At 62.7% G+C, this 20,398-nt stretch carries 27 protein-coding genes; 15 read left to right on the top strand and 12 right to left on the bottom strand.

Features of this window, described 5'->3' with window-relative positions; translation table 11 throughout:
* Nucleotides 1–116 precede the first annotated feature (116 nt).
* Both U8326_RS01230 and U8326_RS01225 read left to right on the top strand, forming a co-directional pair.
* Nucleotides 117–1,244, top strand: a complete 1,128-nt coding sequence (locus U8326_RS01230) for a GGDEF domain-containing protein (RefSeq protein WP_324741862.1) — start codon at nt 117–119, stop codon at nt 1,242–1,244.
* Between the two features lie 186 nt (nt 1,245–1,430).
* Nucleotides 1,431–1,907: a hypothetical protein gene (locus U8326_RS01225; RefSeq protein WP_324741861.1), complete on the top strand. Its 477-nt coding sequence runs from the start codon at nt 1,431–1,433 to the stop codon at nt 1,905–1,907.
* Here U8326_RS01225 and U8326_RS01220 read toward each other — a convergent pair.
* The 10 genes from U8326_RS01220 to U8326_RS01180 form a co-directional block, all read right to left on the bottom strand.
* Nucleotides 1,867–2,529, bottom strand: coding sequence for a response regulator transcription factor (locus tag U8326_RS01220; protein ID WP_324741860.1), 663 nt, complete (start codon nt 2,527–2,529; stop codon nt 1,867–1,869). The two genes, U8326_RS01225 and U8326_RS01220, sit on opposite strands and share 41 nt — an antisense overlap.
* Nucleotides 2,530–2,757: 228 nt before the next feature.
* Nucleotides 2,758–3,477, bottom strand: coding sequence for a sigma-70 family RNA polymerase sigma factor (locus U8326_RS01215; protein WP_324741859.1), 720 nt, complete (start codon nt 3,475–3,477; stop codon nt 2,758–2,760).
* A complete protein-coding gene (locus tag U8326_RS01210) occupies nt 3,474–5,510 on the bottom strand; it encodes a flagellar biosynthesis protein FlhA (RefSeq protein ID WP_324743660.1) in 2,037 nt (678 codons plus the stop codon). Before U8326_RS01210 ends, U8326_RS01215 begins: the two co-directional genes overlap by 4 nt.
* Nucleotides 5,511–5,578: 68 nt before the next feature.
* Nucleotides 5,579–6,457 (bottom strand): lytic transglycosylase domain-containing protein, encoded by an 879-nt coding sequence (locus tag U8326_RS01205; protein WP_324741858.1) that lies wholly within the window; start codon nt 6,455–6,457, stop codon nt 5,579–5,581.
* Nucleotides 6,458–6,537: 80 nt separating this feature from the next.
* Nucleotides 6,538–6,867, bottom strand: coding sequence for a flagellar protein FlgN (locus tag U8326_RS01200; protein WP_324741857.1), 330 nt, complete (start codon nt 6,865–6,867; stop codon nt 6,538–6,540).
* Complete coding sequence (gene flgM / locus U8326_RS01195) at nt 6,864–7,139, bottom strand: flagellar biosynthesis anti-sigma factor FlgM (RefSeq protein ID WP_324741855.1); 276 nt, start codon at nt 7,137–7,139, stop codon at nt 6,864–6,866. The genes U8326_RS01200 and flgM overlap by 4 nt, the downstream gene beginning before the upstream one ends.
* 81 nt (nt 7,140–7,220) lie before the next feature.
* Entirely contained in the window at nt 7,221–7,475 is a 255-nt protein-coding gene (locus U8326_RS16400; RefSeq protein ID WP_416385499.1) for a flagella basal body P-ring formation protein FlgA, read from the bottom strand.
* Nucleotides 7,373–7,714: a hypothetical protein gene (locus U8326_RS01190; RefSeq protein WP_324741854.1), complete on the bottom strand. Its 342-nt coding sequence runs from the start codon at nt 7,712–7,714 to the stop codon at nt 7,373–7,375. Before U8326_RS01190 ends, U8326_RS16400 begins: the two co-directional genes overlap by 103 nt.
* Complete coding sequence (locus tag U8326_RS01185; protein WP_324741853.1) at nt 7,711–8,172, bottom strand: hypothetical protein; 462 nt, start codon at nt 8,170–8,172, stop codon at nt 7,711–7,713. Before U8326_RS01185 ends, U8326_RS01190 begins: the two co-directional genes overlap by 4 nt.
* Nucleotides 8,169–8,825: a MotA/TolQ/ExbB proton channel family protein gene (locus tag U8326_RS01180; protein WP_324741852.1), complete on the bottom strand. Its 657-nt coding sequence runs from the start codon at nt 8,823–8,825 to the stop codon at nt 8,169–8,171. The genes U8326_RS01185 and U8326_RS01180 overlap by 4 nt, the downstream gene beginning before the upstream one ends.
* A gap of 224 nt (nt 8,826–9,049) precedes the next feature.
* Between U8326_RS01180 and flgB the strand changes: the two genes are divergently transcribed.
* The 13 genes from flgB to U8326_RS01115 are packed head-to-tail and all read left to right on the top strand — an operon-like array spanning nt 9,050 to nt 18,564.
* Nucleotides 9,050–9,397 carry a flagellar basal body rod protein FlgB gene (gene flgB, locus U8326_RS01175; protein WP_324743659.1) on the top strand — a complete coding sequence of 116 codons (348 nt, stop codon included), beginning with the start codon at nt 9,050–9,052 and terminating at the stop codon, nt 9,395–9,397.
* Between the two features lie 2 nt (nt 9,398–9,399).
* Nucleotides 9,400–9,804 (top strand): flagellar basal body rod protein FlgC, encoded by a 405-nt coding sequence (gene flgC, locus U8326_RS01170; RefSeq protein WP_324741851.1) that lies wholly within the window; start codon nt 9,400–9,402, stop codon nt 9,802–9,804.
* On the top strand, nt 9,801–10,103 hold the full coding sequence (locus U8326_RS01165) for a flagellar hook assembly protein FlgD (RefSeq protein WP_324741850.1): 303 nt from the start codon (nt 9,801–9,803) through the stop codon (nt 10,101–10,103). The genes flgC and U8326_RS01165 overlap by 4 nt, the downstream gene beginning before the upstream one ends.
* 27 nt (nt 10,104–10,130) lie before the next feature.
* A complete protein-coding gene (locus U8326_RS01160; protein ID WP_324741849.1) occupies nt 10,131–10,943 on the top strand; it encodes a flagellar hook basal-body protein in 813 nt (270 codons plus the stop codon).
* A gap of 5 nt (nt 10,944–10,948) precedes the next feature.
* Entirely contained in the window at nt 10,949–11,686 is a 738-nt protein-coding gene (locus U8326_RS01155) for a flagellar basal body rod protein FlgF (protein ID WP_324741848.1), read from the top strand.
* Between the two features lie 21 nt (nt 11,687–11,707).
* Nucleotides 11,708–12,496 carry a flagellar basal-body rod protein FlgG gene (flgG, locus tag U8326_RS01150; protein ID WP_324741847.1) on the top strand — a complete coding sequence of 263 codons (789 nt, stop codon included), beginning with the start codon at nt 11,708–11,710 and terminating at the stop codon, nt 12,494–12,496.
* Between the two features lie 5 nt (nt 12,497–12,501).
* On the top strand, nt 12,502–13,161 hold the full coding sequence (locus U8326_RS01145; protein ID WP_324741846.1) for a flagellar basal body L-ring protein FlgH: 660 nt from the start codon (nt 12,502–12,504) through the stop codon (nt 13,159–13,161).
* A gap of 8 nt (nt 13,162–13,169) precedes the next feature.
* Nucleotides 13,170–14,270 carry a flagellar basal body P-ring protein FlgI gene (locus U8326_RS01140; protein ID WP_324741845.1) on the top strand — a complete coding sequence of 367 codons (1,101 nt, stop codon included), beginning with the start codon at nt 13,170–13,172 and terminating at the stop codon, nt 14,268–14,270.
* Entirely contained in the window at nt 14,267–14,554 is a 288-nt protein-coding gene (locus tag U8326_RS01135) for a rod-binding protein (RefSeq protein ID WP_324741844.1), read from the top strand. The genes U8326_RS01140 and U8326_RS01135 overlap by 4 nt, the downstream gene beginning before the upstream one ends.
* A gap of 3 nt (nt 14,555–14,557) precedes the next feature.
* Nucleotides 14,558–15,895, top strand: coding sequence for a flagellar hook-associated protein FlgK (gene flgK / locus U8326_RS01130; RefSeq protein WP_324741843.1), 1,338 nt, complete (start codon nt 14,558–14,560; stop codon nt 15,893–15,895).
* 7 nt (nt 15,896–15,902) lie between these two features.
* On the top strand, nt 15,903–16,817 hold the full coding sequence (locus U8326_RS01125) for a flagellar biosynthesis protein FlgL (RefSeq protein ID WP_324741842.1): 915 nt from the start codon (nt 15,903–15,905) through the stop codon (nt 16,815–16,817).
* Nucleotides 16,818–16,850: 33 nt separating this feature from the next.
* A complete protein-coding gene (gene motA / locus U8326_RS01120; protein ID WP_324741841.1) occupies nt 16,851–17,714 on the top strand; it encodes a flagellar motor stator protein MotA in 864 nt (287 codons plus the stop codon).
* Nucleotide 17,715: 1 nt separating this feature from the next.
* Entirely contained in the window at nt 17,716–18,564 is an 849-nt protein-coding gene (locus U8326_RS01115) for a flagellar motor protein MotB (RefSeq protein ID WP_324741840.1), read from the top strand.
* Nucleotides 18,565–18,868: 304 nt separating this feature from the next.
* Here U8326_RS01115 and U8326_RS01110 read toward each other — a convergent pair whose 3' ends face one another.
* Both U8326_RS01110 and U8326_RS01105 read right to left on the bottom strand, forming a co-directional pair.
* On the bottom strand, nt 18,869–19,372 hold the full coding sequence (locus tag U8326_RS01110; protein ID WP_324741839.1) for a MarR family winged helix-turn-helix transcriptional regulator: 504 nt from the start codon (nt 19,370–19,372) through the stop codon (nt 18,869–18,871).
* Nucleotides 19,373–19,813: 441 nt separating this feature from the next.
* Nucleotides 19,814–20,293 (bottom strand): hypothetical protein, encoded by a 480-nt coding sequence (locus tag U8326_RS01105; RefSeq protein WP_324741837.1) that lies wholly within the window; start codon nt 20,291–20,293, stop codon nt 19,814–19,816.
* Nucleotides 20,294–20,398: the final 105 nt, after the last annotated feature.

The following is a 20,398-nucleotide window of genomic DNA, read 5'->3' as shown; positions in this document are numbered from 1 at the left end:
GCTGGCTGCGCGTGCCCGGCCGGCACGATCCGGCTCATCTGCGCGAATGCGTGAAATCGTGAATTTATCGGCGGAATATACCTAAAATTTTCGGTGAAATTGCCGTTTACTATGGCATGACAGCCTATGATTGCGATCTGAATCCGCAGAAGAAGCGCGTAAGGGAATGGTTCGGTTTCGGCCGCCGGGCCGAAAGCGAACCCGAGCAGCTTGCGACGCTTTGCAGCAACCTGCGTATCGCGTGCCCCGGCTCCCGGGCGGAGCGGATCGCTTCGATGGCGGAATTCCTGCTGAAATACGAACTGGATGTGAATCCGTTCACCCTTGCCATCGCATTCGATTATCTCACCGATTCCGATCCGATGCTGGTGCGGCTGATCGATCAGCGCGAGGATATGGGCGAGCCCATCACGCTGGAATGGCTCGAAAAGATCTGCCGCGACAGCAGCCGCGATCCTGGCCTGGCCATGCTGACCAAACTGATCGACAAGCTGGAAAAGGGCATCGATGCCCTGGGCGAGACGACCAGCGCGGCGCGCACCGCCACTCGCGAATATGGCTCTGCTCTGGAAGAACAGGCAGAAAAGCTGGAGATTTCGCAAAATCCGGAACTTCCCATCGGCGACCTGATCAAGCTGATCCGCACGATGGTGGCCAGAACGGTCGACATGGAGAAGGAGTTGAGCCGCAGCGAACGCCAGACCCAGGCGCTGCGGCGAAGCCTGGAAGATGCGCGCCGCTCCGCCAATGAAGATTATCTCACCGGGCTGCCCAATCGCCGCGCATTCGAAAAAATATTCGCGATCGAACACCGGGAAGCGAGGGCAGCGCTCGATCCGCTGGTAGTGGCCTTCTGCGACATCGACCTGTTCAAGCGGATCAACGACGCGCATGGCCATGACACCGGAGATCGCGTGTTGAAGGCCGTGGCGGAAAAACTTTCCTGCATATCGACCGACCGATGCTTCGTGGCGCGGCACGGTGGCGAGGAATTCGTCATCCTGTTCCGCGGCAAGACGCTGCAAGAAGCATCCCGGCTGCTCGACAAGGCGCGGGAAGAGCTTGCCTCGCGCCGAATGATCGACCGCAAGACCAAGGAGCCGATCGGCAGGGTCTCGTTCTCGGCCGGAATGGCCGATGTGTTTTCGTTTCCCAATCCGCGCGCGGCGCTGAAGGCGGCGGACGATGCGCTTTACCAGGCCAAGGAACTCGGGCGGAACCAGATCGCACTGGCCATGAACTGATCGGCGGATCACTTCCGATCGGAATTATCGGTTAACTTTTCTTCCCTAATGCGCACGCCCGGGAACAATTTCGCGCTTCCCGCATTGGTGGGCCGGATGGCTGCAATCAGGTAGGGGAAAGGGCCGCTTTGGCAATCGAAGATCGACGGAAGCGATTTTTATGCTAAGGTCCCTGCACTAGAGTTCATGGCAGATTTGCGTAGAGCAACAAATGCTAGGAAGACGCGTGTGAAACGAGATTCACTCGCTCCGCTTTCCTCCGAGCTATGGCTGAAGGAATTGAGCCTCCTGCACGAGCGCTGCGCAGGCGAGGACCATTCGTTCGATGATCGGGCCATCCGCAAGGCTTTCCATCTGGCGGAATTATGCCCGCAGCCCTTACGCGCCCTGCTGGTTCCGCATATTTCGGAAGACGAGCTGGAGGCGCTGCTGGAAGAAGGCCTGCATCAGCAAGCGGCGGAATTCGCGACAAGGCAGCATGCCGCTTCTGTTCAACATGGGGTTCAACATGGATCGGGTTCAAACCGATACCGGGCAGCGATGCAGATGGACTCCGACCTCAGGGTTGAATTCGAAGCCGCTTCCAAGGTGCTGGCGATAATTGGCGCCTGGGCCGGATTTCTTACAGAGATGCGGCAATCCCAGCCTGGGAATGACTCCTGAGCGGATAGTGCGCATCATCGAGATCGGCCTCCAGACCGACCCTGATCGCCGCACTGGTGGATGAAACCTCCAGCTTCTGGATAAGGCTGAAGCGATAATCCTCTATGGTCCGCGGGCTCAAGCCAAAGGCATTTGCCATGCTCTTGTTGGAATGGCCTTCCATCAACAGCTGCAGGACTTCCTTCTCCCGCTTGGTCAATTGATCGACGAGGAACCGCGCGTGCTGCTTGCGCGCCAGCGCGGCGCCTTTCCGGTCGAGGAAATTCTGACAGAAGCTGCAGGCATCCAGCAATTCCGCCTCGGTGAAGGGCCAGGCCAGATAATCCACGACCCCCAGATGAACGGCGCGGACTATGGCGGATGGCAGCGGATCTTCGCAGAACAGGATAACGGGAAGCCAGATAGCGGCTGACTGGAGCCGGACGGTCAGGTCTTCGACGCTGCTTCCGCCGCTATTGACCAATATGACGCCATCCGACGGCCGCGCGGCGACAAGTTCCCCCACATCTTCGTAGATTTCCGCATGGCCGCCATTGCCCGCAGCCATGCGGGCAATTTGCGCCCTCACCCGATGATCGAGGTCGACCACATGAATGGTCGACGCAGTCAGTCCTGCCAACATTTGCCGCGGATTCCCCCTTGGTCGTCAATGCGCAAGCGCATTGCCTTCACCATCCGGCGAACCGCGTTAGCGGCTCGTCCGGCTGTCCCCCCAATAAATTGGAAAAGACAACGTAGACCCCTTTACGTCGCGGCACTTGTATTTCTTCGCATTAACCAATGCAAGCAGTTCGCATCCGTTTACGATCTAAAACGGACCTATATATTGCCCGGCACACAAGGCGCGGCCTCAGCCAGCAGCCATGTTCGCCTTGATCCGCTGGAGCGCCTGGTCCTTCAGCTGATGGATACGCGGCACGCTGACCCCCAGAACGCTTGCGATCTCGGACAGGTTGAACTCTTCCACGAAGTAGAGCTGGATCACAAGCTGCAAACGTTCCGGAAGGCCCGCGATAGCGCCGATCAGCATCTCGCGATTTTCCTGCGAAACCAGCTGCGCGAAACTATCCGGAGAGTGATCGCAGAACGCCATGCTGGAATCCGAATAGACATCGTCGATTGATTCGAAATGCATCGGCTCGACAGCCGCACGCAATGCGGCCAGTTCGGACAGATCTATCCCCATTTCCATAGCCACTTCTCCCGCCTCGGGCTGCCGGCCCAATCTGTTCCACAGGCGATTCTGCACTTCCTGAAGCTCGCGCCGGCGCTTGATCGCCCCACGCGAAAGCGGTGCCGACCGGCGCAGGAGGTCGATCATGGCGCCCTTCACCCGCGTCTTCGCATAGGCCGCGAAACCTTCGAAATTCGGGCCGACATGGCGCTGCGCACATTCGGTGAGCGCGACAAAACCAGCCTGCATCAGATCGTCCGGATCGATATCCGGCCCGCAGGAACCATGCAGGTGCCATGCCAAGCGCCTTACCATCGGCATGAAGCGCTGGACTATCTCGGAGACGCCATCGCCATATGCCTTGGCGGCGGCGAAGGATTGTTGATCGTGTTTCATGCAGCAATGCTCTCAATCGTTGCTGAATCATGCCGAAGCGGTTCGTTTTCAGCCTCGCCGCCGACCACGGAGATGACTTCGATGGGTTGCGCCGGGGGCAGTTCCGCGATCGAAAGCACCAGGCAGTTCGGCGCCCTCAGGCGCAGCAGCGCGGACAAGGCCCGTCTTGCGTTGGGCTGGACGACCAGCGCAGGCGGGCAGGTGCCGGGCGGCGTCGCAGCCACCAGGTCCGCAACGCGGTTGCCGATGCTCCGGGAAAGTTCCGGTTCGATCACGGGTTCGCCGGTGGCGGGATCGCGCAAGCCCTGGAGGATCATTTCCTCGAGCCGCGCGTCCAAGGTGATGACAGGCAGGCGCTGGGCCGGGCCGCAAACCTTCCCGACGATCATCGGCCCGAGATCGGCGCGGACCAGATCGACCAGGCGGTCATGCTCAAGCGTGTATTGCACCGCATTGCTCAGGCTGGAAAGGATCGGCAGCGGATGGGACAGGGATATCCCGTCCTTCAGCAGCGCCCTCAGCAAGCGGGTTATGGCGGCAAGCGACAGCGGCTGCGGGAAGATCGTCTCGACCAGCTGCCCCGCACGGTCCTTCACTCCATCCAGCAGGTCGCGCACCTCGTCCGGCCCGAGCAGGGCTTCCGGATGCTGGGCCAGCAGCTGGTTGAGATGGGTCGCGATAACCGTTCCGGCATCGACCGTGAGATAGCCGAGGGCCGTCGCATGATCCTTTTGCGCCCGTTCGATCCAGAGCGCGGGGCAACCGAAGCTGGGATCGCGGGTTTCCTCTCCGGCCAATCCGTTGCCGGGCAGGACGTCGCCCGCATCTATGGCCAGAACCTTGTCGGGCCTTATGCTGGTTCCACCCAGCGGCACCCCGCCCAGCAGCACCCGGTAATCATTGGGCGCCAGATCGATCGCGTCGCGAATGCGGAACTGCGGAACGATGAATCCGAGATCCTGACAGAGCTGCTTGCGCACGCCGGTGATCCGGGCGACCAGCGGCGAGCCTTGCCGATCGTCGATCAGCGGCACCAGCCCGTAACCGACCTCGATGGTGACAAGCGTATGGTCGCTGACTTCCTCCAGGCTGATCCGGGCAGGATCGGGAGCAGGCTCCGGCTCGACGAAGACCACCGGCCGGGCCGCCCGTTTGTGCAGCCGCCACCAGATCCAGCCCGCGCCGGCTGCGGCGGGAAGAAAGATGGTCTGCGGCATCGCCGGGATCAGCCCGATCACGCCCAGAATGCAGGCGACCGGCAGCCAGGTCCGCGGATCGGCGAACTGCCCGCCGATCTGGCCCGACAGATCGCGGCTGTCCGAGACGCGGGTGACGATCACGGCCGCCGCGATGGAGAGCAGCAAGGCCGGCACCTGGGCGACCAGCGCATCGCCGACAGCCAAAGTGATATAGCGTTCCGCCGCGGTCTGGGCGGTAAGGCCATGGCTGATCATGCCCAGACAGAAGCCGGCAATGACATTGAGCGCGAGAATCAGCAGCGCGGCGATCGCGTCGCCCTTCACGAACTTGCTCGCGCCATCCATCGAGCCGTAGAAATCGGCCTCGGTCGCCACTTCGCGGCGGCGCGCCTTGGCTTCTTCCGCGGTCATCAGCCCCGCCGCGAGATCGGCGTCGATCGCCATCTGCTTGCCGGGCAAGGCGTCGAGAGTGAACCGCGCGGACACTTCGGAAACGCGCCCCGCACCCTTGGTCACGACCATGAGGTTGATGACCATCAGGATAAGGAACACGAATAGGCCGACCGCGAAATTGCCGCCCACCAGGAACGCGCCGAATGCCTCGATCACATGGCCCGCCGCCGCTCCGCCTTCATGGCCATTGACCAGGACGACACGAGTGGACGCGACATTGAGCGCCAGCCTCAGCAGGGTGGCGAACAGCAGCACCGAAGGAAACGAAGAAAAATCCAGCGGCTTTTCCGCATTCATCGCGGCCATCAGCACCGCCACCGACAAGGCGATGTTCAGCACGAAGAATACATCGAGCAGCAAGGCCGGGATCGGCATGATCATCAGAAGTATGATCGTGAGGATGCCGATCGGCAGCGCGAGCGTTGCCGGCTTGATGAAGGAAGCCAATTTCACAGTCCGTAGGCCTTCAATTTGCCGTAAGCGGCCCGGACGCTCCCGGGCAGCGCGGATGACTGGCCGTCACCGTGACCCGCGAAGGTCTGGCGCAGTGTTTCGGCCATGGAAACTCGGCTGCCCGCCGGATGGCTGACGACAGCTGCCTGAAATTCGCGCGCGAGCGGACCACCCGTGAATACGGGTTGCGCCTGTGCCCCTTCCGTAACCGCGGACACGGACGACATCGCCATCGCGCTGAAGGGAAGGTCGCCTTCCTGGCCCATCGCCTTGTCGAGACGCTGGCGCAGGAAATCCATCACTTGCTGGAGCGATCGGGGCGAACCGTCTCTCTCGAAGAAAACCGGGCGGTTCGCTCCGGCCGGTTTCGGGAACAGGGCCGCGGCGGACTGACCCGGATTATTCTGGAGTTCGCCCAGGAAGCGGGATGCGCCATCCCGCCCGAGGAAATGGGCAAGATAGAGTTCCGCATAATCCGGTTCCCTGCCCAGCGTGCCGCGCAGGGCCGCCTGGTTATCCTTGGCAAGCTCCGCCGCCATCAGCGACGCCGCATCGGGATCGAACCGCAGCGACATGACCTGCGAGCGCAGCGCGGGATCGCTTATCGTCGCCCCGCGCCCGTTGTTGCCGATGGCCGCATTGGCCCATCCGAAACCATGCGTCGCGCCGTGGCGATCAAGAGTTTCGAGCCAGGTGCTGCCGATGAACTGATAAAGGCCCGCGGCGCTGGACATGCTGGCGCGCGCCTCCGGATCGAGGCGCGATTCCAGCCTGGCCTGCGCCAGCAGATAATCGAAATCGACGCCAGTCGCCTGCGCCGCACGGGCAATCGCCATGCGGACATCGGGGGCGCCAACTGCCTTGACCTCGCTCAAATCTGCCTCCGGTCAATCTAAACCGGAAGCATCCAAGCAAGGCCCGTGCCAAATTGCGGGATGTTAGGGTTGCGAGAGTGTCAGCGGGCGTATCCGGCCCGGACAGCCTGGGTATTGTAGAGCGCCGGCCCGCCCGTCAGGGCATCGAGCCGCGAGGCCACATTCGCGGCAAGAAGGTTGCGAACCTGCCGATTTACCTCATTCAACCGCTTGGTGGCCTCAAGCAGGCTGAGGCATTCTTCATCGAGATTGTCGTTGGATGCGCTGCCCAGGCGGTTGCACAGCGCGCCTTTTTCCGTGGCGCAGCCCATGATCGCGTCGATATCCAGCCCGGCAAGCGCTTGCCGTTCGGTTTCCATCACGGCAAGCATCTGCCGCAGAATGGCCTTGATTTCGGTATCGCCCGTCATTCGCCTGTCCTCAGCAATATGCTGGCAGCTATCATCGCATCCGCGATCCTTGCCGGCACGAGGGGGTAAGAGCCTTCCTTGATGGCAGTGCGGATCTGTTCGACCCGCTCCGCATCCACCGGCGGGCTACCCGCCTGCAGAAGCTCGTTCACGCTTACCTCGACGTTCTTTTCGCCACTCGCCACCTTGGGCGAAACCTTCACTGGATCTGTCGCGACGACCTTCTCAGTCGTACGCGTCAGACGCACTGGCTGAATTTCGATTGGCCGCATTGTTGCCGCTCCGTCATATCCTTGCATTCAAGAACGGCAGCCAAATGGGAGTTTTAAGGGGTCAGGCGAAAATTTGCCGCCTCACGGCAAATTCATGCCGACAGCACCCGGCCGCAAGACCTGCGCGCGCAATTCCGTGTCCTTGCCGATGCGGACTCGCACCCACTCCCCCACGGCGCCGGCTTCCAGCGCTTCGGCGGATTGCGAGACACTGAAACCGGGGCCGGAAAGGGTTACGTTGACGGAGTCCCCCGGGAAACGACCGGCTGGGAAATCTGGCCCGCTCCCGCGCCATAGACAGGCACATACAGCTTCCAGCCGCCCGGGACCGGGCATTGCACCAGCACGGTTTGCCGCCGTCCGCCCTGCCACGCCAGGTTCAAGGGACGATTGCAGGCCGTCAGTTTCAGCCGCCGGTCCACGGGCGCGAAGGCTCCGCCCGGCGCATTGGGATTGACCCCGATGAAATTCGCCACTTCGCGGTCGATCGCGGAAAGATCGGCAAAAGGTTGCGCCATTGCCGGGGTTGCGCAAACGGCAAGGGCAAGGATCGAATAGGTAGAACGGCGGATCATGGCTGTTCCTCTGGCCTGTTGGTTCGATCTGCCGAATGCAATTGCCGTGCCATATCCGCAGGATCGGAATCATAGGCGAGCGATACGGAAATATCGCCGGCGTTTCCGCTTTCCAGCACGATCCGCGGCTCGCGGCCGCTGTCGCGCGCTTCCCGGGCAAGCCGGATGGCACGGTCCACGGCGGCTGTTTCCCCTCCAGCGAGATAGATGGCGCGGATGGTCAGGCGCTGGCGCGAATCCGTGGCCTGGCTCGCGAGCCAATGCTTCAGGGCATCCGGATCGCCATCCGGCCGGAAGATCGCGACCGGCTCCGCCATGAGCGGCGCTTCGGCAGAATGATGCAAGCCGGCCGGGTTCGCTGGCTCCGTCTGGGCAAGCGCGTTGGCCGTCACCATGAAGAGGATCAGCGACAGGTCCGCAAGGGTCGTAAGCCAGCCATTGCCGCTAAGCGCGATCATGCCGCCACCCGCCCGATGGCCGTATCCCGCTTGTCCAGGGACGTGCGCAGTTCGTCGGCCAGCCAGTCGACCAGCTCCTGCCGCTCGGATTCCTCATTCATGGCACGCCGCTCGATCAGCCGCGCCAATGGAGCAAAGACGAGATTCGCGAGGAGCAGGCCATACAAGGTGGTCACGATCGCCATCGGGATAGCGGTTGAAAGAGCATTCTCTCCACCGCTCGCCGTCGACAGCTGGCTCAGTGAAATAAGAGTCCCGACGAGACCAAAGACCGGGCCGAGCTCCGCGGCCTGGTTGAGCGTGGACACCGCAGCCTCGCTGCGCGTGAGCCGGCGCTTGCGATGGGCCCGGTGCTTTTCGAGCAATGCGCTGAGGGAACGGCGTTCGATCAGCGCATCCGCCACTTCATCGAACTCCCGATCGCCGAAGTGATGAGGCTCCGCGCGCAGCAGCCCATCCTTGCGAATATCCTGGATCTGGACCGCCAGCTCCGCCCGTGTGCCGGATGCATTGAACCGCGCCGCCGGAATTGTCAGCAGCGTGCCGAGTGCGGCAAACGAATTGCGCAAACCGCAACGCAGCACCGTGCCGAGGGTTGTGCCCCCCAGAACGATTGCTGCGGATGGCCCATCGACCAAAATCCAGAAATCCATCGCGAATACCTTTCTTCACGGAAGAACGGCGGCAAAACCGGATTTTCAGCGCGGGGCCGATATTTGCCGCAACCGGCAAGAACTTGCCGCGGCAACCGCCTGGCCACCCCCTTCAAGGCTGCCGCTCCATTGCCGTGAAAACCAACAATCATTTGAATCCACGCAGTTTATCCCGATTGGCACATGCCTTGCTTTATAACAGGCGTGTAATTGGAGTATCACCGATGGGCGACACGATCTTTGGAATTCATGGGGCTGCGCTGGAACTGCGTTCGCAGCGCATGGGCCTCATCGCTTCCAACATCGCAAACGCGGGAACGCCGGGATACAAGGCGCGCGACATCGATTTCGCCAGTGCACTGAAAGCCCGGATGGCCGGCAGTGACAGCGATCAGGCAGCGAACGCCGCCACGCTCTATCGTGTGCCGGTGATGCCCAGCCTCGACGGCAACACCGTCGAAATGGCGACGGAGCAGACCGCCTTTGCCGAGAACGCGGTTGGCTATTCCGCCACGCTTTCGTTCATTCGCTCCCGGGTCGAAACCCTGAGCCGCGCCATGAAGGGAGATTGACCATGGCTTCGCCGATGAACCTCTTCACCGTCGCGCAGCGTTCCATGTCGGCCCAGCTCGTGCGCATGAATTCAGCCGCGTCCAATCTCGCCAATGCCGGCAGCATCGCAGCGAGCGAAGACAAGGCCTATCGGCCGATGCGGGCCGTATTCGCCGAACAGCTCGACCAGGCCACCGGCCTTTCGACGGTTCGGGTGGCCGGTGTCTATCGTACCGATACCGCTCCGGTGAAGCGGCACGATCCCACCAATCCGATGGCGGATGCCGAAGGCAACATCTTCGAATTGCCGGTCGATCAGAATGCCGAGATGGTCGAGATGCTCGAAAGCTCCCGGCAATATCGGAACATGGTCGAGGCCCTGCAAACCGCCAAGCAACTCATGCTTGAAACGATGAGGATCAAATGAGCGTCACTTCAGTCATCAATACGTCGGCTTCAACGTCGACTTCTTCGTCGAAGTCCGGTTTTGCCGCGCTTGGTCAGGCCGACTTCCTGAAGCTGCTGACCACGCAGCTCCAGATGCAGGACCCATCCGATCCGGTCGATAACAAGGAGATGCTCGCGCAGATGGCGCAGTTCTCCCAGCTCGGCGGCATTTCGGAAATGAGCACCACACTGTCTGCCATCGCTTCGAAGCTGGATGCGCTGATCGCACAGCAATCAAGCACGGGCACGGAAACAGCGTCAACCGACACTCAAGCATAAGCCCACGAATTCAAAGGAGAAGCTCTCATGTCCTTCTACACCTCCCTCACCGGCCTGAAGAATTCCCAGACCGAACTCGGCGTGATCGCGCATAATATCGCCAACTCCGAGACCAACGGCTTCAAGAAAAGCACGGTCGCCTTTGCGGACGTCATCGCAAGTTCCAATACCTCGGACCCGCGCATGGCGGTCGGTGTCGGTTCCAGTGTCGAAAGCATCACCCAGAATTTCGCACTCGGGCCGATCGAGCAGACCGGCTCGGCGCTGGATGTCGCGATCAATGGCGACGGGTTCTTCACCACGCAATCCTCGCTGACGGGCCAGACCTACTACACCCGCAACGGCGGCTTCACCGTCGATCCGGCAGGCTACGTCACGGATGGCGGCACCAACCGCCTCCAGGGCTTCCCGGTCGATTCCACCGGCACGCCCACATCGACCACTCCGGCCGATATCCAGATCCCTGCCGTCAACGGCGCGGGCGCTGAATTCGCGGGCGTGACGATTGCCGGCGACGGCAACATCGTGGCTTCCTACGCCGACGGTTCCACCACCACCGTCGCCAAGATCGCGCTCGCGACTTTTCCCACGCCGACCGGCCTGAAGCAGGTGGGCTCGTCGAACTGGCAAGTCACCGGCATTTCCGGCGCGGCCCAATACGGCAATCCCAGCGAAGGCAGCTATGGCAGCCTTCTGTCCGGCGCGATTGAGCGTTCCAATGTCGACATCGCGGAAGAGCTGGTGGGCCTGATAACCGCCCAGCGGAACTTCCAGGCCAATGCCAAGGCGATCGACACCGCGACCCAGATCGCGCAGACCGTAATCAACCTGCGGACCTGATCGTCATGGACCGGCTGATCTATACCGCGGTTTCCGGCATGGCGGATTCGATGATCCGCCAGCGCGCCATCGCCAGCAATCTGGCGAATGCGCAAACCATCGGTTTTCGCGCGGAAACTTTCGAGTCCGCCCCGGTAACGATCAAGGGCCAGGCGCTGGAAGCGCGGGCCATGGTCACGACCGGGGTGCTCGGCGCGGATATGTCAGCCGGCGCCATCATCGAAACCGGCAATCCGCTGGATGTCGCGATCAATGGCGAGGCGCTGCTCACCGTCCAGGCAATGGACGGCACGGAGGCCTATACCCGCCGGGGCGACTTTTCGATTTCCGCAAGCGGCGCGCTCGTCAATGGCGATGGCCGCCCTGTGATGGGTTCGGGGGGACCCATCACGGTTCCGCTGGATACCGATGTTTCCATCGGGCCGGATGGCAGCGTGCTCGTCAGGGAACGCGAAAATCCGGAATTGCCGCCGCAAGCGGTCGACAAGCTCAAGCTGGTCAGCCCGCAAGGCAGCCCGGTCGCCAAAGGCACAGACGGATTGTTCCGCGTCCGGGGCGGCGGCGTCCTTCCCGTCGATGAAGCCGCGCAGGTTCAATCCGGCGCGCTTGAACAGTCCAACGTCAATGCAACCCAGATTCTGGTCGAAATGGTCGAGGCCCAGCGCCTCTTCGACATGCGCACCAAGCTCATCTCCACCGCCCGAGAAATCGATGAAGGCGGTGCGAACCTGATGCGCATCTGATTTTCCGAGGGAGACTGACCCATGCCGAATTCCGCACTCCAAGTCGCCCGCACCGGGCTGGAAGCGCAAGACACGCGGATGCGCGTGATCGCGAACAACCTCGCCAATGTCGGCACCACCGCCTTCAAGCGGGACCGCGCCAATTTCGCCACGCTGGCCTATCAGAACCTGCGCGTGGCCGGGCAGCAGTCCAGCAGCGAGACAGATTACGCGACCGGCCTCAATCTCGGCACGGGCGTCGCGGTCCAGTCCACCAGCCGGATCGCCACCCAGGGCACGCTCAACAACACGGGCAACGCGCTGGACCTGGCGCTGGACGGCGACGGCTATTTCCAGGTCGAGCTGCCCGGCGGCCAGACCGCCTATACGCGTGCAGGCAATTTCACGCGCTCGGCCGAAGGGGAACTGGTGACGGTTCAGGGATACAAGGTCATGCCCGGGATCACGGTTCCGGAAGACGCCACCGCCATCACCGTCGCGCCCGACGGCACCGTCTCGGCCACCACCGCCGGCAGCGGCACGCCGACCGAGCTTGGCCAGATCCATATCGCATCCTTCGCCAATCCCGCCGGGCTGCAGGCCATGAGCGACAACTTCCTGTTGGAAACCGGCGCGAGCGGCGCGGCACAGCTTGGCACCGCCGGCGAGGCCGGACGCGGCAATATCCGCCAGGGGATGCTCGAGGCATCCAACGTGAACGTCGTCGAAGAGCTGGTGGACATGATCGAATGCCAGCGCGCCTACGAAATCAATTCCAAGATGATTTCGGCGGTCGACGAAATGCTCCGCAACGCCAACCAGACGCTGTAATCGCCATGCACAAAGCCTTTCTCCTCGCAGCGATGCTGCTGGCCGGAACGGCCCCGGCTTTCGCAAAATCCAAGCGTGCGCCGGAATTCGCCGCCGCTCTGCCGGTCGCGCCCGCCGCGCCGGCGACGGCTGACGGCAGCATCTTCAACGTGGCCAACGGCTACGCCCCCCTGCATCAGGGCAATCGCGCGCGCGCGGTCGGCGATCCGCTGACCATCGTGCTGGTGGAAAATACGGTCACCTCCAAGTCGGCCGGGTCCAAGACGGACCGCGATGGCGGCTTCTCGATTACCCCGCCAACCGCCGGCCCGCTCGATTTTCTCAACCCCAATGCCCTTAAAGCCTCGGGACAATCGTCGTTCAAGGGACAGGGGAATGCGACGCAGACCAGCAGCCTGTCCGGTCAGGTCGGCGTCACCATCGCGGAAGTTCGCCCGAACGGAACGGCTCTCGTAAGAGGGGAAAAGCGCTTGAAGCTGAGCCAGGGTGAAGAATGGGTCCAGTTCTCCGGTATCGTGCGGCTTGCCGATATCGACGAGGACAGCCGCATCGTCTCCACCCGGGTGGCGGACGCGCGGATCGTCTATTCCGGCAAGGGAGCGATCCAGCGGGCCAGCCGCGAAGGTTGGCTCAGCCGCTTCTTCAACATGATCAGTCCATTTTGAGGTCCGCCATGTCTCGTATCCTTTCCATCCTGTTCGCCACCTTCGCTCTCGTTGCGGCGGCCTTTCCCGCCCATGCCGAGCGCGTGCGCGATCTGGGCACGTTCCAGGGCGTGAGGTCCAACCAATTGACCGGATACGGCATCGTGGTCGGGCTTGAAGGCACCGGGGACGACAATCTGGAATATCTCACCCAGGCCATGCGCGGGGTTTCGGGCCGGATGGGGCTGCAATTGCCCCCTGGCGTCAGCCCCGGCCTCAAGAACGCGGCCGCGGTGATGATTACCGCCGACCTGCCCGCCTTCGCCAAGCCGGGCCAGCGGATCGACGTTACCGTTTCCACCATCGGCAAGGCCAAGAGCGTTCGCGGCGGCGCCCTGATCCTGACCCCGCTCTATGGCGCGGACGGACAGATCTATGCGATGGCCCAGGGCAATCTCGCCGTGGGCGGCCTCGGCGTATCGGGCCGCGACGGGTCCAAGCTTTCCGTCAACGTTCCGACCGTCGGCCGGATCGCCAGCGGCGCCAGCGTCGAACGCGCGGTGGATACCGGCTTCGAAAATTCCGATGTCCTGCGCTGGAACCTGTTCGAAGCGGATTTCCTCACCGCCAGCCGGGTGCGGGACGCCATCAATGCCCGCTTTCCCGGAACCGCGACGATCGAGGACGGGGTCACGCTGGCCCTCAATCTGCCGTTCGGAACCGACATGCGCGGCAGCATGATGGCCCAGATCGAAATGATCGACGTGAAGCCAGCCGAGAGCCGCGCCAAGGTGATCGTCAACAGCCGCACCGGAACGGTCGTCATCAACAGTGCCGTCCGCCTCGCGCCAGCCGCCATCAGCCACGGCAAGCTCGTGGTCCGCGTCGACGAAAGCCCGCGGGTGGTGCAGCCCGCGCCGTTCAGCCAGGGCCGCACCGCAACCGAGCAGAGCAGCTCGATCAGCGTGGAGGAAGGCGGCGCACATGTCGTCAACTTCCAGCCCGGCGCCTCGCTGGCCCAGCTGGTGGACGCTCTCAACATGCTCGGCGTCACCCCGTCCGACCTCGTGGCGATCCTTGAATCGCTCAAGCAGGCGGGCGCCCTCAATGCCGAAATGGTGGTGATATGATCGCGATCACGTCCTCTCTTCCGCTTGCGCCGAAAAGCGACGACCGGCAGGCGCTGGCCCAGGCGGCCACGCGCTTCGAGGCGATCTTCGCGCGGCAGATGCTGTCTTCGGCCCGCCAGGCCGGCTTCGGCGACAGCCTGTTCTCCAGCCAGGCCAACGGCACGTTCCGGCAGATGCTGGACGAACGCTTCGCCGACATTCTGGCGGATAGCGGATCACTCGGGCTGGGCAAGGTGATCGAGGCCCATCTGGCGCGCCAGATGGGCATGGATAAGGAGGTCTGATCCATGGCATCCGACCTGCTCTCGATTGCGGCAAGCGGCGCGAAGACGGCGCGCGCGGCGCTGGAGATCACCTCTCAGAACATCGCCAACGCATCCAGCCAGGGCTATGTCCGGCGTTCGGTCGAGCTGTCGGAAGTCGCTTCTCCGACCGCGATGGGGCAGATCGGCGATGTCTCGCTTTCCGGGGTCAGGCTGAACCGCGTCGTTCGCAATGCCGATCTTTTCCGTCTGGCCGAAGTGCGGCGGACGACTAGCGACGTGAGCCGCGCGAACGCCGAACTGTCGGGCCTGGAGAATATCGAGGCCTCGCTGGAAAACACCAAGGTCTATACCACGATCATCGATTTCGAGGCTTCGCTCGAAGCGCTGACCTCCGATCCCACCAATCTGTCCTTGCGTTCGTCCGCCCTCGAACGCGCGCAGACGCTTGCGCGCAGCTTCAATCTGGCGGCGGGCGCGCTCGACTCCGTCCGGGACGGGCTGCAATTCAACGCCGCCGCGAGCGTGAACGACGTCAATGTCTATGCCGAGGAGCTTGCCCGGATCAATCTGCGCCTTGCCAGGGCCCAGAACGGCAGCTCGGACCAATCCTCCCTGCTCGATCAGCGCGATCTGATGCTGCAGAAGCTGAGCGAACATGCCGATATTTCGATCACCATCGCCTCAGATTACACTGTCGAGATCCGGATCGGCTCGGGCGGCGCGGTTCCGCTGGTCCAGGGCGGCACCGCCGCGCAGCTGGCCAGCACGACCGCCGCCGATGGGACCTTGTCCTTTTCCGTCGGGGGATCGCCGGTCACGCTCTCGGGCGGGGACATTGCGGGCGCGGCTCAGGCGCTGGTGCATGTGCGCGATACCCACGCCGCCCTGGACGGCATCGCGGCCGAACTGGTCACGACCGTCAACTCGATCCAGACCGGCGGCACGGCGCTGGACGGCTCGGCGGGCCAGCCGATGTTCTCGGGCAGCGGCGCAAGCGACATCGCGGTTACGCTCGCCAGCGCCTCGGGGATCGCCACCGCACCCGCGGGCGCGCCGGCGGGTTCACGCGATGCGGCCAATCTCACCGCCCTGCGGACCGCGCTTTCCACCAACGACATCGCCGGCGACACCAATAATCTGCTGTTCGATATCTCCAGCAAGGTTTTCGGACGCACCACCACGCGCGATGCGCTGGTCACTATAGCGGCCTCGGCCAAGATCGCGCTGTCGAGCCAGGCAGGCGTCGATCTCGATCAGGAAGCGGTCAATCTCGTCCGCTACCAGCAGGCCTTTCAGGCCTCGGGGCGGGCGATGCAGGTCGCCACCGAACTCTTCGACACGATCCTGGGCATAGGATGACGCAACCATGACGATCCTTTCCACCAGCGCTTTCTACGAACGGTCCACGCTGAACATGAACACCTTGCGCAAGCAGGCCGAGAGCCTGCAGGCGCAGATCGCCAGCGGCCAGCGCCTGAGCCGTTCATCCGACGATCCGGTCGCCGCCGCGCGCCTGCGGGAACTGGCCCGCGCCGACACCATCAGCGCCGCCAGTCTCAGCAACGCCAATCGCGCCAATGCCGACCTCACCCTTGCGAACAGCGCCGTTGCGGAGATCGCCAACAATCTCGCGCGGGCGCAGGAACTGGCCACCCAGGCCGCCAACGGCACGCTGAACGATGCCCAGCGCCAGATAATCGGCGAGCAGCTTGCCAACATCAAGGCCAACCTGATCGCCCTTGCCAATTCCCGCGACAGCGCCGGCCATGCGCTGTTCGGCGGAGAGGCCGCGGGCAATGCCTATTCCACGGACGGCAGCGGCAACGCGGTCTATATCGGCACATCCAGCTCAAACGAGCTGCCGCTCGGCGACGGCCAGAGCGTGGTGCGCGGCGTGACCGGGCCGGAAGTCTTCAATTTCACCCACAATGGCACTTCGACCGACCTGTTCGCGGTGATCGGCACCCTTGCCGCCGCGCTCTCGAGCGGCACCGGCGATCCGACCGCGGCGGCGAACGAAGCGCTCGGCGCGATGAACGCGGGCCTTGAGAAGATCACCACCACCCAGACCGTGCTCGGCGCCCGGATGAACTGGGTCGATCTCAATATCGAGCGGTATCAGCGCCAGGGCGAGATGCGGGCCGATGAACAATCGGTAATCGGCAGCACGGACGTATCCAGCGCGATTACCCAGCTCCAGCAGATGATGACGGTGCTCGAAGCCAGCCAGGCGAGCTTCGTGAAGCTCGCCAATCTTTCGCTTTTCAATCTGATTCAGTGAAGCACGAAAACCTGACGGAAAGGGATTATTGAAATGTTTGCTGCAATCGGGATCATCGTCCTGATCATCATGGTTTTCGGCGGCTTCGCACTTACGGGCGGCGCGCTCGGGCCAGTGATGCATGCCCTTCCGCACGAAATGCTCATCATCGGCGGCGCCGCGATCGGGGCGCTGATCGCGGGCAATTCCATGCACGAACTCAAGGCCATCGGCGCTGGGCTGGCCAAGGTCTTCAAAGGCCCCAGGCACACCAAGCAGGATCATATCGACGCGATCCTGCTCACCACCAGGCTGATGAAGCTCCTGCGCAGCGAAGGGCCGGTCGCCCTGGAAAGCCATGTGCAGGAACCCGACACCTCTCCCATCTTCGCGGAATTTCCGCGGCTGCTGGGCAACAAGCCACTGATCGCGCTCATCTGCGATACGCTGACGCTGATCGTGGTGTCCTCGGGCACGCTCGAAACCCATGCGGTCGAGGAAGTGATGGACAATGCCATCAAGACCCATTTCCACGAGATGCACGAACCTCAGCACGCCCTGCAAAGCCTGGCGGACGCGCTGCCGGCGCTGGGCATCGTCGCCGCCGTGCTCGGCGTGGTGAAGACCATGGGGTCGATCGACAAGCCCCCGGCGATCCTGGGCGGCATGATCGGCTCCGCGCTCGTCGGCACCTTTCTGGGCGTGCTGCTGGCCTATGGCATCGTCGGCCCGCTGGCCGGGCGGCTCAAGCAGGTGATCGGGCAGGACGAGCAGGTCTTCCACGCCGTGAAGCAGGTTATCATCTCCTCGCTCTATGGCTGGCCGCAGCCGCTGGTGGTGGAATCCGCCCGTTCCGGCCTGGGCCATGCCTTCCGCCCCGGCCTGACCGAACTCCTCGACAGCCTGCGGGGCCGCTGAGATGGCGGGGCCAGGCAAGAAGCGCGGACGGAACGAACCGCTGCCGCCCGTCATCGTCAAGAAGGTGGTGCTGGCCGAGGGCGGCGGGCACCACGGCGGCGCATGGAAAGTCGCCTATGCGGATTTCGTGACCGCGATGATGGCTTTCTTCCTGCTGCTCTGGCTGCTCGGCGCGACTGAGGAAAACCAGCGCAAGGGATTGGCCGACTATTTCACGCCTACCCTCGTCAAGCTGCGCGAGCAGAGCGCGGGTTCGGACGGGATGCTGGGCGGCGATTCAATCGTGTCCGCCGACAATTATCCCCACCGCATGGGGCAGACGGGCACGCAATCCCTCACAATCCCGCGTGACACCAGCGGCGGGCAGAAGGAAGGCGCGACGCGCGAAAAGACGATCGAAGCCATGCGCAAGCGCCTGGAGGAAAAGCTGGCGGCGTCCGAAAAAATGCGGCGCCTGCTCCGTCAGGTAAGGCTGGTGAACACCACGGAAGGCATCCGGATCGACCTGGTGGACGATGCCGACTTCTCCATGTTCCAGCTCGGCACCACCGTGTTGACCGCGGAAGCGACGCAGCTGCTGGATGCCATCGGCCACACCGTCGCGCCGGTGAACGGGGGCTTGACCATTCGCGGCCATACCGACGCCGTGCCCTGGAAGAATGGCGGCACGGGCAACAACTGGGCGCTTTCGGCAGGCCGCGCGGAAGCGACCCGTCAGGCATTGATGCGCGAAGGCGTGGCCCAGGCCCGCTTCCGCCGGATCGAGGGCGTGGCCGACCGCGAATTGCTGGTGAAGGACGACCCGTCCGATCCGCGTAATCGCAGGATCTCGATCCTGATGTCCAATTAGGGTCAGGATCTACCGTGATTTCCAAGCAAGCGGAATCGCTTGCTGACCCGAAATCACGGAAAAACGGTTGATTTCCGGGCTGCGAGGATGCGGCCAGGGGGGACATGACGGCAGGCTTGGGGCTGCCGTCATGGGCCGGCGGGTGGCGGAGCATATGCTCCAGCCCCTGCCGGCTTCCCATGCGGCGCGGCGCAGCGCCGATCATGCCGCCGTCAAAAGCAGCATCGCCTTGTCTTGCGGCCCCGCGCCTGTCAGGCCCAAGCCACGGCCATGCAAACAGGCCCTGACCCGGGCGCGACGGCCCTCAGCCCGCGTTCCTGCGGCGCTCGGCCAGCAGATCCACGATTTCGACGGCAACGCTGGTCATATAGGCTTCCATCGCCGCGCATCCCTTGTCGGTCAGCTCGACGAGGCTGACCCGCCGATCATGCTCGGAAGCGACCTTGCGCAGCAGGCCCTGATCTTCCAGCATGGCGATATAGCGCAGCGCCGTAGTGGCCGGCACCATGGCGGCGACGCACAGGCTGGAAACGGATATCTTCCGCCCCTGCCCGTGATTGATATAGAGATCGAGCAATATGTCCCAGGCCGGCTCGCCGAACAATTGCCTGGGAAAGTAATTGTCCCGGGTCCTGCGGACGCGATAGTAAGTCACGCTCAGGGCAGACAGCGTATCCTGCTGCTCCGCCGCGTCCCCCGAACTCACCTCTTCGGCCAGTTGCTGCCTGACTTCATCGAACCAGAGCAGCAACTTGTCCGACACCTGCCGCAATTCGGCAAGCGAGGGTCGAGCCGCATGCGAACTCATGAATCCCCCCATTTTTCAATGGATCAGCCTTGATCTGGCAGACCCCCGAAAAAGCAATAGGAATTTAAATAGACATTATCAATATACTTTAATGGCACCGATCATTTTTAGCGGGGTAAATTCGGCTTCTAAATCCGCAAGATTGATTAAGCGTTATATCTTCAAAATCTATGCGGAAATACTGCGCTATACATTAGCACATGCGCTTGGTCGGACCATTCGTTGAACATGCGCCAACGCGGATGATTTTGCAAGCCGTTATGCTGGCCGATGCCGAAGGTGTCGAGGGCGGATGGCCTGAACCGCCCCGCCTCCAACGGAGCCGCGCAAGCACCACCAGCTTCACGCCAGCGAAGAACGGGAGAGGCTGGACGGCCACGGACCGAACAAGCGCCCCCGCCCAAGCCCAGGCGCTACGGAAAAAGCGCCACGCCCGGAGCCTTACAGATCGGGTATCAGATCGTGCAGATGCTGGGCCACGTCCGCCAGATGGCACTCCATCGCCTGATAGGCATGTTCGGTCAGTTCGACATAGCTGACCCGCCGGTCATGCTTCGCCGGAATCTTTTGCAGCAGGCCGCGCTCCTCCAGCAGGGAGATATGGCGCAGCGCGGTGGTCGCGGGCACGGCCGAGGCGATGCACAGGCTCGTGATCGAAACCAGCCGCCCGCGCCGGGTGTTGATGTAGAGATCGAGCAGCATGTCCCAGGCGGGTTCGCCGAACAGATCCGGTGGCAACTGGCCGTCCCGCAGCCGGCGGACCCGGTAATACTTCATGGCAATGGCCAAAAGCCGGTCGCCGATGCCGCGCTCGCCGGGCTTTATTCCGAAATCGCGCTCCAACTCATTGGACCAGTGCAGCAGCTTTTCCGCCATCTCCCGTAACTCGGCCTGAGACGGGCGGAACCTACGCGGCGTCATAACCCCTCAATTCTTCGAAAAATTCGGAACGATCCAGATAAATACGGAAATATTACATTACTGTAATATGTTGCATATTAAATACATTGAAATTTATAATTAATT

It is taken from the genome of Tsuneonella sp. CC-YZS046, assembly GCF_035581365.1.
Lineage (GTDB): Bacteria > Pseudomonadota > Alphaproteobacteria > Sphingomonadales > Sphingomonadaceae > JAWKXU01.
Note: the sequence above shows the minus strand (reverse complement) of the source record. Positions and strands in the feature narration are given on the sequence as shown.